Source organism: Pedobacter gandavensis (genome assembly GCF_032677645.1).
Classification (GTDB): Bacteria; Bacteroidota; Bacteroidia; order Sphingobacteriales; family Sphingobacteriaceae; genus Pedobacter; species Pedobacter gandavensis_A.
Window position 1 is genome coordinate 1 of the sequence record NZ_JAVTSB010000019.1, and the last position, 9,140, is coordinate 9,140.

Sequence of the window (9,140 nt, forward strand, 5' to 3'; positions counted from 1 at the left end):
AAATAAGCAGATTGAGACAATCTTAAAATAAATCATTCACTCTTTTTCTCATATTGCAACCCTAGAATTTGGGTCATTCTACTGTCCAACAGTAACATTTACTAATCCGTCGCCAAATATTCTTACTATGTCAAAAACTGCATATTTTTTTGTGTAATAATATTCTTATTTTCTCCAAAAAAATTAAACTACAATGCTACTACTATTTTATCATAATTTCTTTTAGATAGGTGTGATTTACAAAATCTAATAATAATTCTATTTGTCCTCATAAGTGTTTTGGGTAAATACGTAGCATAAGTTCATTAACTCTATCAATTGGTTATAAAAAAATAACATATCTGTTAACTCCTCCCCATCGGGCGATTCAGCAGCAAAATGGATCCATCCTTCATACAGTTTCCAAAGCTTGGTTCTGGATTCATGAAGCGGATGGTTCACAAAAAAATAAGCCATCGATGGGACAGGATTATTTAGATCATCATCAGATATCTCCACTGGTTGATAATTTAAAGCTTTTAATATTTTTTCCATAGTTCATTTTATTTATTAGTGAACTTATATATTGCCCTTAATTGATCTGCAAAATCTTTAAAGTAGCCATCGTAATGTTTCTTCAGTACCAATAGTTGAAAATGTCTTTTCTGAAAAAAACAGACAAGTTCATCATCCATGACTGAGTTTAACAGCGCGTAATTCCTTGGCTTGTAACAGAGCATAGCAAATAAGGCCGTATTGTAATAATACTGTACCTGGCGGATTTTTCCGTCAAGCATTAAACGAAGTTCGAGCTTATAATAATCCCCAATATCTTTCCATAAAAAACAGACTTCTGGTGTTTCGTTGCTAAAGCTACATGGAGTCATATATGATCTTGATGGCTTTCCTTTTACGTGGCGCATGCCAAATGTATAACAGTAATGGGTGTATAATCTACCCGAAAGTAAGGGAAGTGCCTTTTGCCAAAGCTCAAAAAGACTGTTAAAATTCTGTTTGTTCTTTTCTCTTTTTTTAGCAAGTACCAAGACATCTTCTTTAGGTTCGGAACTTGCAACCAAGGCAATCTTTTTCATAGCGAAACAAATACCAACAAGACATTGCTGTTCTTCCGTAAGATTGATCTCAGACAGATTCAGTTCATTAAGCACATAATTTTTAAAACCCTTCACCTTAGTTTTGTCTTTATTCAATATCCCTGTATATGGGATTAAAAAAGGATAATGGTTAGTTCTGTGTCTTTCATTATTGGCATCGGCCATACAGAAACCTAATATCGTACGGCTATCCTTTGGTGGTTTTTCTTGAATAATTGGGCGTGTTTTTCGTAACGTGATGACGTTTTCTGATACTTCAGGAAGTTGGTTCCCCGGCTTATAAAAGCCTTTGTATCTCACTTTTGATGCTATATGTAAGCTATCTTTAGATTTAAGGATCATCAGATACTTAGATACTCCGCTATTCTGATCAAAAAATCCCGGCCAATAATACTCTTCAAAATCATATTCACTATGATAGTATAGAAGACGATAGAGTGCAAAATAAGCGTATCGGCTTAAATATCCTTCATGCGTATCAACACTACAGCTTACCAATAGCTCTGAGGTGGTGGCCTTGATATAAACCATTTCCTCAGGCTCCTTATCCAGTACTATACCTATTGTTAGTAGTTCGTTACTAAAAGATACTTTCCTGATTCTAATGGGCAGGTAACCTTTTTTAGGCTTTCTGATTTCAGAATATTGGTTTAGTGTATTTTCTGAAAGCTTCCTTGTACCGGGTATAAAAGGCAACCGGAAAAAGTTTTCTGGTTGTATAAATGAAACAGTTTTATCCAACATGGCACACCTCACTTTCTGTTTTGAGTTGTTTATATACTTCAGCTTCTTTAGCAAGGGCATTTATCTTGTCTAAGCACATAATTTCTGTGAGCTTTAGAAAGGTTGAAACCCGAATAAATAATTGCTCTGCATCGGCATGATCCACCTTGAAATCATCATTGTAACGGGCGGCAGAATAGCTTTTAACCATGATTTCCAAAAGCCGTCTATCATCTTCTCTGCCAGAAATCAATAGTCTTGACGGCGCAGAAGAAAAGCTATCACAAACACGTAGTTGTCTATATAGGTTATGTATATCACAACGGTATGCCAAATGAACCCGTATCAAAACAATACAGCATTGTTCTACAACCTGATGTGCCATAAATGCACTTAAATGATAATGTTGATTTGCTAAGCATTCTTTAGCACTCGCCAAAAAGCCTGTTGCCAATGGTAGGCGATGATTATAATGTTTTTGAGCCTTAACGGCGGCCTGAGAAGGTATAAAATTTATAACGTGATCAGCTTGTACCATCCCGTCCTTACTATAAATAACCTGTCCGCTGTTATAAATCGTAATAAAAAATCTGTTGTTGGCTTTGATGGCCTCTTCAATGGTTTCCTTGCCATGAACCAATATGGTAATCTTTCCAAAAGGAAAATGATGGTTTGAAAAGTCCTGTACCTCATGCTCAATTCTGGTAACACTTTCGGTTACCATTAACAAAAAGTAATGATAGTTTTCTTCTTTGTGATTATTGATAAAACAACCGTCATTGGCCTTGAATTCTATGATTTTGCCAAAACGATAGATTTGTTCAGGTTTAAATTTTTGAACCAGCTCTTTGATAAAGACTGAGAAATTTTCTTTCTGGTGTTGACCAGATTGCATGAATTGTGTTTCCATAACGTTTACATTTTTGATTCTGAGATCAAAAATGCTGTCTGGCAATGCCGTAACCTACCAATTAAATTGGTATCTTACCAAAGGTTATTCGTTTCATACAACCTGAAAAAATAATTATATTTGTGAATATGGAAACATCTACAAAGTCTAATAAAATGCACATCGGAAGAAAGATTAGCCGTATTCGTGAAATCAGAGGAATAAAACAAGATTTTCTTGCTATCGAATTAGGTGTAAGCCAACAAACGATTTCTAAAATTGAACAAAGTGAAGAAGTTGAAGATTCTACATTGGAAAAAATAGCAAATGTATTAGGTGTTAGCACTGAAGCTATAAAGAATTTTAATGAAGAGTCTATATTGAGTATAATCTCCAATACTTTTACGAGTAACGACAATTCGACAATCAATGCCATTAATATTCAATGCTCGTTTAATCCATTAGATAAAGTGGTTGAGCTTTATGAGCGGTTGCTAAAAAGCGAACAAGAAAAAATCGAATTATTGAAAGGTACGAATAACGGAAACTAACCTTTTCTAATTTAACCCTTTTCATATAAGCGCAAAAGGTCTCTGTCATGCACAGAGACCTTTTTTTATTGGAAAATCGGCGAATTTCATCATCTGTATGTGCTAATAGCTACTAAGCAATCTCAAAAATCTCACTTCATATGCTTATTCAGTAACAGATAACCAAAAGTCATAAGAACTAAAGCCAGTATACATAAAACCACCCTTGTCAATACAGCCCTAACATATTCTACGCTTCTAAGCTGTTCTGGGAACAGCAAAAAACGATATTCTTTTTTGAGCGGCTTAGGCCATTTCTCTAAACTATCGTTAAGGCTGGCTAAACCGCTTTTCAATGAGTTATTGAGTTCAGAAAAATCAGGTTTCGGGGCTTGGATCACTAATTTGCTTAACTTTTGTTCAAAATTTGCGATTAATGATTGTGTCTGTTCTTCTTTTTGCATCAGTGCAACATTTTTAGCGGTCAATTCCTTTTCCAGAAAATCTGTCTTTCTGATTAAATTTTCTATCACTTCATCAATCACTGTTTTTTCAGGTGTTTGTTGATTGCTCATATTAGATTCCTTCCTTTAAATGTTATAATCAATTATTTACCTTATCTGGTATTTGTGCGGGCTTTCTCTTGGCGTCTCCGATTTCGGCCATAGATCGCCTCATCATCCACATCATCTGATATATCAATTCCTAATACGCCCAGATAATTGGTTTTTGGCTCTTGACCTAAGTACTGGGGCTTTGGCTCTTGTTTGAGATAATGGGTCTGTTGACCGGACTGTTTTAAAACTTCTCTTAGTTCATCTGCCAAACTTTTAGGTTGCGGCAGTTTCTCCTCCATACGGTCAGAGATCATTTTATTGATTTTTCCATAGCTTAAACTGCGGTCAATTTCTGATCCCTTAAACTGATATTCACCTTTGCTGAAACTAATACCCTGTACTTCTTGTGTTCCGCCTTTGTATTTATAGTGCATTTTAATACCCTGCATAGCTAATTGTTTTTTCAATTCGTCCATGCTCTTGACGTTCGGCAGTATAGCTTTGATCTGGTCGTGGATTTGGTATTTTACTTTGTCAGCTCCTTTGAGTCGATGGCGATTTACCCTGTCTTTGCCTTCTGCCATGTGAAAACCGTATTTTAGGGTCAATGCTTTGCTTACTTTTACGTTTTTCCACCGTTGGTTAGCATCACTTATTGTTTTGCCCTCATTGTCTACACGGTTGTAAACAATATGCAAATGGTCATGGTCAGTATCATGATGTCTGACCATTAGGACTTGCGTATCAGAAATTTTCATCTTTTTCAGATATTCTTTAGCAATGTTCACCATCAGTTCATCTGTAAGTTTTGCGCTGTCCTCTGGGCTCCAGTTTAAAGCAATGTGGCCTACTGCTTGTCCTAAACCGGGGCACATTTTCCGTTGCATGTTAAAGTCAGCAATCGTGTGCTTTACTTCACCTGTTCGCAAACCCGTAGCATCCAGTATAACTGCATCTTTTTTCAGCATACAGTATTCCACACATCCTTTAAAGCTTTTGCCGGATTTAGGTATCTTTCCCATCATCGCTGTTTAGATATCTAATGGCTTGGTCAATTTCTGTTAACAAATGCCCGCACTTAATGGCAATACTCACAATCCCACTAGTATGAGCCAATTTTGTTAATTGGTTTAAGTTGTTCGCCATTCCTGCCAGTAGGTGTAAAATACGCCTGTCTTCGGTTGTTATTCTGGCAACTACCTTAGCTTTCAGTGCAGCCGATCTGAACCAATCACTGATACGAACGCCTGCTTGTTTGGCTTTGGATTCGATTAGGAACCGTTCCGAAGTGGTCAGCCGGACACGGATGCCACTCGCACGTTTAATCTTTTTTTGTGGCGCACCACCTTTATGCCTGGTATGTTCAGCTAACTTATTTATGGGGTCTTTAAGACCTGTCTTTGATATTGTATCGGTCATAATTTCTCACGTTTAAAATGCCTTATCGGCTCTTAATTCTGCGCTTTGCTACCTTCATGCGACCATCGGGAGCTTGAAGCAAGTTTCCCCTTGCCGCAGGCTTGGGGAGTTTTTGTGTAACAAAAACACAAACTTGCTTCCTACAAACCGCATAAGTTTGGCGTGCTGGAAGCGTCGCCTTACCTCCTGCGGTTTCCATTACCCGGATAGCTCCTGAAAGGAGCATCCGGGTAAATACTAAGCCGGGTTTCCCGGCACCGCTTTCTGATCTGGTGGTTCGCCCGAAAGGAGCGGCCACCAGATCAGGCTTCCCTTAATCGGATGGTAGGACGGCTGATAACGGATGTACCCGAATGTATCCAGTTCACGGATACATTTATGGTAAGTGGCAATGGATGCAATTCTGGAAAAAGCCATTAGCTTTTTCCGGCTCACGGTAAAGGGATTGGTAAATCCACTTTGCTGCCAAAGGACAAACAGTGCAGTAAGCAGGCTGACATGGGTGGACAGCATTCTGCTGTCCGATCCCATGCGCCTGATCCATTTACTGTAATCAGCGGTTTTATTTTGCAGGCTGGTTTCTGTCATTGCTGACCTCCTTCCAGCAGCAGGGTAATGTCTTCTAATTTGTAATACATCATCCCGCCAATCTTTGTATACCGCAATGTTCCGTTAATGCGCAGGTTTTGTAATGTACCGGGTGATATGTTCAGCATCTTGCGTACCTCTGCGCTTTTAAGCCACTCCTTAGCTTTTTCCTGCGGTTTAACCATAGCGCTTATGTCGTTGAGCAACTGTGTCTTAAACTGCTTTAAATCGTCTTTAGTGATGATATCTATTAGCATCCTTTTTCCTCCTTGATTTGATGATTACCATACTTTTTAGTGTAACCGGATATCGATATAACTATTGGGCTGTTAAGCTGGATATACAGCAAATTATATAGCTTTATATCCAGCTTAATGTTTAGGAGCTATCAAGCCTAAGCGATGATCTACCAAGTTGAATTGCACTGATTGCCCGATATATGCAACGGGAAGGGAATTGTTTGTTCGTGATTTCCATAACCTTTGTTTTGGAACAAAAGAATGTTATGGAACTAACTTTAATTTACCACGAATTCTGCGTGGTAAAACGACTGGTTTGGATGCGTATAGTTCAGCTATTTAAGTAGCTTAATACCAGTTGAATACAAAAACATCTCTTTGGTGGATTTTGGCAAACTATAAAGCCTTTATTTATTTGTTTTTAAGTTAGATATCGTATAAAGCTGATGTTTTTTCGGTATCTCGTGTTCTCTTTTTGTGGCGTCTTTGGGATCAATTCCCCGTAAATAGTACCTTACTCTTTCTATTTTAATTTCTTTGGTCTGGCCTGTATTTTTACTGTCAACCTCTCTAAAGTATTTGCTGATCATTTTTGCCCAGGTGTTTTGTGCAGGGGTGATTAACAATCCGTCACCTTCGGGAGTTTTCAGGGCTTGCATTTTTATAAAAAGGTCTAAAAGAGGTAATACCTGACCATCCCTGATTTCAATATAGCCATCAAATTGGCGGTATTCCGCTATTTCTGCTTTTAACTGGGTGTTCTCTTGCTTTAAGGTATGGATTTCTAATTGCTGTGCTGCGACTGCTGCTTCGGTAGATTTATGTAAATTCCACTGGTCATGTAAGATCAATACTTCGGTGAATTTTTTAAGCTGCTTAATTTCCCGCTCATTACGAACATGGTCTTTGTCATAAATATCTTTGAGCAGTAGTACGTTCAGCTGACGATCAACCAAATCCCATAGATACCTAAAAAAAGTTTCTTCGTTACCGTCAGGATGTTGTTCCAAATAGTAATTTAAATGCCGTTGGTAAAATTCTTCAATGCGTTCTTCGTTGATAGCAAAAATCCTTATAAACAGAAGCCTTAGAAAATTTTTACGGCTCCAAGATATAGGGTTTCCAATATCTAAGGTATCAGTATTAAAATCAAAACGGTCACGGGGTTTAAAATAGCTGATACTCATAGGCAATTAGTTGAAAGTATATTTTCACAAATATTAGCGGACAAGTTATCATTAACTCATTAAAATAACTGGAGTAGCGAACAATGTTATTTAGTTTGAGGAAATCGAACTATTCCACCTAACTGATCTGTAATGCACTGACGACAATCTTTAGCAAAATCCATATCATTTGTTTCAAGTATATATCTACATATGTTAAATAGGTCTTCAGTTTTTATTAATCCAATTAGCTCACGTTTAGCCCCGGTTTGGCACTTTTGCGTAAATGACAATGACCTCTCATTGGGAGGTAAAAGCCTTTGCGGGTTACCGATGAGCAGTCCTGATGCACGTTCTTGAACTATTTCTTTTTCAAAATCTGCATTCAAACCATCAAGTAGTTGCCTAAATTTAGACACGTCAATATCTTTAGAATCCTTGCCTTCACATTCTCCTATAAATCGTTGCCCCTCTGGAGATAAAATAATTTGGTCAAGTTCTAACTCTCCATCGTCATAATTCTCAGCTTGATAACCGAGAATAGTCAAAGCCTTTATGACAGCTTTTTCAAGGAGTTTTCCTGTTTCAAAGAGTAAATCTTTTAAACTTTCTTGTTCCTCTAATAAATGTTCTAATTTTGCAATTTCCTTTTGCTTTTTAAGTACCTCTTCCTTTATCTTATTTATTTTAGCTTCAGTTATTGTTGATACTTTTAAGGCAAACGAAGCATCATTGAGCCAATTTGGCTTTGGTGTCTTATCTTGTTCCTGTCTCACTACTTTATCCATTTGCACTAAAGAATTTAAAAATATCTTTCCGAGCTTCAATCCTTCAGTACTCCACGTAGTCTTATCCGTTTTTTCGTTATATTTAGTGAGTTTTGGGGAATTGAAATCAAGAATGGGGAGGAAAATAACGAAGCCATTTTTAATTTTTAACGATGCACCTAATGTCCGGTCTTTATTTTTTGTAGTAAAAGCGGAATTCGTAATCCTGTCACTTTTAATATACGTTTCAAATGAGAAATAGTCTTTACAATTTTTATACAGATCGGAAACTAAATTGGAATTAGGATATACTGTTTTTCCACTTGCAGAATGGAATTCAAATGAGCTGAATGGCAGATAGTTGTAGTTCGAGTAAGGCGTTACGTGATTAGTTGTTTTTTGATTTCTTCCAGTCCCACTAACTGATTTGGTTCCGGTATAAATATAAAAATCTTCTTTTTTACTAAGAAGAATAAATAGAGTTCCCCCATTTTCTAAGAAATGCAAAATTTCAGTCTTCCAATGTTTGGTATGGTCAAGAATTTTGGCAGACGAGTCCTTATTATATAGTCTCTTTCCTTCATATTCGCCTCTTTCGGAATATCCTTCATATATAGAATAGTTTGTATTATCAAAATCGGGACATAAAATAGCTATATCAGTTTCTGAAAGTGAGTTAAGACTATCAAGTCGTATATAATTATCGTTGTTAGATGGTATATGAAAACCTATGTTTGAAATGCGCTTCATTTAATTTATTTAGAATAATCTTATGACTAAGATAAAAAATAAATCAAGAGTTGCAGTCATGATGTGTTAATAGAAAACCGTTATCACACTTTATTAAACTGCAACTAAATATTGATCAACGAAAGCTAATATCTCCATATCCAGCGCATAACTTGAATTAAATGGCTTTTTTTGTTCAATAAAATTAATACACCTTAGAACAATCTGCCAGATAAAGGTGAAAAATTACTCTTCGCTGTCTGGTTCCTTTCATAAAAAATAGGCAGGGTGATATTGATAAGATGTAGGATATTCCGGTTCAGGTAGCATATGTCTCGTCCTGAAAAAACCTTGCAGGTGATTATTGTTAGTCCTTGGTGTTCCTTACACTAGAAATATTTTTTAATTAAAATATTATCCTCGTAGCCACTTTTTAGCC

At 36.7% G+C, this 9,140-nt stretch carries 11 protein-coding genes; 1 reads left to right on the plus strand and 10 read right to left on the minus strand.

Annotated elements, in window-relative coordinates; all coding sequences use genetic code 11:
• Positions 1-258: 258 nt before the first annotated feature.
• Genes R2Q66_RS23740 through R2Q66_RS23750 form a run of 3 tightly spaced genes read right to left on the minus strand, consistent with a single transcriptional unit; the run spans position 259 to position 2,727 of the window.
• Positions 259-534, minus strand: a complete 276-nt coding sequence (locus R2Q66_RS23740) for a hypothetical protein (RefSeq protein ID WP_316753931.1) — start codon at positions 532-534, stop codon at positions 259-261.
• An 8-nt stretch (positions 535-542) separates the two neighbouring features.
• Positions 543-1,790 carry a hypothetical protein gene (locus tag R2Q66_RS23745; RefSeq protein WP_316753932.1) on the minus strand — a complete coding sequence of 416 codons (1,248 nt, stop codon included), beginning with the start codon at positions 1,788-1,790 and terminating at the stop codon, positions 543-545.
• A gap of 37 nt (positions 1,791-1,827) precedes the next feature.
• Positions 1,828-2,727, minus strand: a complete 900-nt coding sequence (locus R2Q66_RS23750; RefSeq protein ID WP_316753933.1) for a HEPN domain-containing protein — start codon at positions 2,725-2,727, stop codon at positions 1,828-1,830.
• 128 nt (positions 2,728-2,855) lie between these two features.
• On the opposite strand from R2Q66_RS23750, the gene R2Q66_RS23755 reads away from it, so the two are divergent.
• A complete protein-coding gene (locus R2Q66_RS23755; protein ID WP_316753935.1) occupies positions 2,856-3,257 on the plus strand; it encodes a helix-turn-helix transcriptional regulator in 402 nt (133 codons plus the stop codon).
• Positions 3,258-3,388: 131 nt separating this feature from the next.
• On the opposite strand, the gene R2Q66_RS23760 is transcribed toward R2Q66_RS23755, so the two are convergent.
• From R2Q66_RS23760 to R2Q66_RS23790, 7 genes are all read right to left on the minus strand, one after another.
• A complete protein-coding gene (locus R2Q66_RS23760; RefSeq protein ID WP_316753936.1) occupies positions 3,389-3,811 on the minus strand; it encodes a hypothetical protein in 423 nt (140 codons plus the stop codon).
• 41 nt (positions 3,812-3,852) lie between these two features.
• On the minus strand, positions 3,853-4,818 hold the full coding sequence (locus R2Q66_RS23765) for a relaxase/mobilization nuclease domain-containing protein (RefSeq protein WP_316753937.1): 966 nt from the start codon (positions 4,816-4,818) through the stop codon (positions 3,853-3,855).
• Positions 4,799-5,212: a plasmid mobilization protein gene (locus R2Q66_RS23770; protein WP_316753939.1), complete on the minus strand. Its 414-nt coding sequence runs from the start codon at positions 5,210-5,212 to the stop codon at positions 4,799-4,801. Before R2Q66_RS23770 ends, R2Q66_RS23765 begins: the two co-directional genes overlap by 20 nt.
• 237 nt (positions 5,213-5,449) lie before the next feature.
• The gene (locus tag R2Q66_RS23775; RefSeq protein ID WP_316753941.1) at positions 5,450-5,800 is read right to left on the minus strand and encodes a hypothetical protein; all 351 of its coding nucleotides are present in this window, start codon (positions 5,798-5,800) and stop codon (positions 5,450-5,452) included.
• Entirely contained in the window at positions 5,797-6,057 is a 261-nt protein-coding gene (locus R2Q66_RS23780) for a helix-turn-helix domain-containing protein (RefSeq protein WP_316753944.1), read from the minus strand. The genes R2Q66_RS23775 and R2Q66_RS23780 overlap by 4 nt, the downstream gene beginning before the upstream one ends.
• Positions 6,058-6,446: 389 nt before the next feature.
• Entirely contained in the window at positions 6,447-7,226 is a 780-nt protein-coding gene (locus R2Q66_RS23785) for a hypothetical protein (RefSeq protein ID WP_316753946.1), read from the minus strand.
• Between the two features lie 86 nt (positions 7,227-7,312).
• Complete coding sequence (locus tag R2Q66_RS23790) at positions 7,313-8,722, minus strand: hypothetical protein (protein ID WP_316753947.1); 1,410 nt, start codon at positions 8,720-8,722, stop codon at positions 7,313-7,315.
• Positions 8,723-9,140 lie beyond the last annotated feature (418 nt).